This window comes from Rhizobacter sp. P3_B12 (genome assembly GCF_056402895.1).
Map to the genome: position 1 here is coordinate 1 of NZ_JBFUGN010001139.1, position 1811 is coordinate 1811.

A 1811-nucleotide genomic window follows, 5' to 3' on the forward strand; every position below is an offset into this window, starting at 1 on the left:
GCCCAGCTCGACGGTCGAATGATCGACCGCCCCGTGGTACTTCAAGCCCAACGCATCCTGCAGCGCGCCAGCGCCTGACTCCAGCCAATTTTTCAGAAGGAACGCCACCATGTCCGCCACCATCATCGACTCCGCCATCTTCCAGGGCATCTTCGCAAGCGACGAGATGCGCCAGGTGTGGTCCGACGAGAACCGCACGCAAAAGTACCTCGACGTCGAGGCCGCGCTGGCCAAGGTGCAGGGTCGCCTGAGCCTGATCCCGCAGGAGGCGGCCGACGAGATCGTCAGCCACTGCCGGCTCGACCAGATCGACATGGCCAAGCTGCGCCAGCAGACCGAGCGCATTGGCTACCCGATCCTCGGTGTCGTCTCGCAGCTCAACGCCTTGTGCCGGGACAAGCTGGGTGAATACTGCCACTGGGGTGCGACCACGCAGGACATCACCGACACCGCGACCGTGCTGCAGATCCGCGAGGGTCTGGCCATCGTCGATCGCGAACTGGCGGCGATCTCTGCCGCGATGGCCAAGCACGCGAAGGCACACCGCCTGACGCCGATGATCGGCCGCAGCAACCTGCAGCAGGCGATCCCCGTGACCTTCGGCTACAAGATGGCGGGCCTGCTCTCGGCGATCGAGCGCCACCGAGAGCGCCTCGCACAACTCAAGGAGCGTGTGCTGGTGGGCGAGTTCGCGGGGGCTGCGGGCACATTGGCGTCGCTGGAAAAGGGCGCGATGGAAACCCAGGCCGGGCTGTGCGCCGAACTCGGCCTGAACCAACCGGTGATCGCGTGGCACACGATCCGCGACAACATCGCCGAGGTCGGCACCGTGCTCGGTCTGATCGGCGGCACGCTCGGCAAACTCAGCATGGACGTCAAACTGATGATGCAGACCGAGGTCGGCGAGGTGTACGAGCCGTTCGCGCATGGCCGGGGCTCGAGCAGCACGATGCCGCAGAAGCGCAATCCGATCTCCAGCTGCTACATCCACGCCGCGATCTCGGTGGTGCGCCAGCACGCCGCGGCCTTGATGGACGCGATGGTGGCCGACCACGAGCGCTCGACCGGTCCGTGGGAGATCGAGTGGATCGTGCTGCCCGAGGCGTTCTGCTTGATGGCCGGGGCGCTGAAGCAGTCGCGCTTCGTGCTCGAGGGGCTGGAAGTCGATGCACAGGCGATGCGCCGCAACATCGACATGACCCACGGCCTGGTGATGAGCGAGGCCGTGATGATGGGCCTCGGCTCCTACATCGGCCGCGAGTATGCGCACGACCTCGTCTACGACATCTGCCGCGAGGCGGTCAAGCAGCAGCGGCCGCTGCTCGACCTGCTGGCCGAGCACCCCGAGATCAACAAGCATCTCGATCGCGCCGCGTTGTCCAGGCTCTGCGACCCGTCCAACTATCTCGGCCAGTCGGGCCTGATGGTCGACCGCGTCCTCGCCACGCTGCGCTGAACCCGGCCCACTGCCGCCGGCCGACGCAGATCGGCGCAGTCTGCCCATGGCCCGCTCCAGGAGACACCCCATGAAGCCGCCCGAGCTGATCAAGCTTCTCCACGTCCAGGTCCTGCCACGCACAGATGACGGGAGTCGACCGGAGTTCCTTGATGAACTGGCGCAGCGATGTGCACCATCGCATCGCCCGCGGGTCTGCATCTGAATCCGCCAGGCGAGGCGCCGTTCGATGTCAATCGATTCGGAGTCAATTTGCATCCTGTTGCATGGCGTCTCGCTGCGACAACGGTCCCTTGTGGCATCCATCCGACTCCGCAAGTTTCGTCAGTTTTCCTGACATCGCGACTCACACACT

Annotated in this window: 2 protein-coding genes; both read left to right on the plus strand. The window is 65.3% G+C overall.

The genetic code is table 11. From position 1 onward, the window contains the following. The first annotated feature begins 109 nt into the window (after positions 1-109). Positions 110-1456 carry a class-II fumarase/aspartase family protein gene (locus AC1D01_RS33035; protein ID WP_477873704.1) on the plus strand — a complete coding sequence of 449 codons (1347 nt, stop codon included), beginning with the start codon at positions 110-112 and terminating at the stop codon, positions 1454-1456. A 70-nt stretch (positions 1457-1526) separates the two neighbouring features. Further along, positions 1527-1661 carry a hypothetical protein gene (locus tag AC1D01_RS33040; RefSeq protein ID WP_477873705.1) on the plus strand — a complete coding sequence of 45 codons (135 nt, stop codon included), beginning with the start codon at positions 1527-1529 and terminating at the stop codon, positions 1659-1661. Positions 1662-1811: the final 150 nt, after the last annotated feature.

Excerpts from the sequence above, each read along its gene's own strand:
- AC1D01_RS33035 (WP_477873704.1), top strand. The coding sequence starts at position 110 with ATGTCCGCCACCATCATCGACTCCGCCATCTTCCAGGGCATCTTCGCA.
- AC1D01_RS33040 (WP_477873705.1), top strand. The coding sequence starts at position 1,527 with ATGAAGCCGCCCGAGCTGATCAAGCTTCTCCACGTCCAGGTCCTGCCA.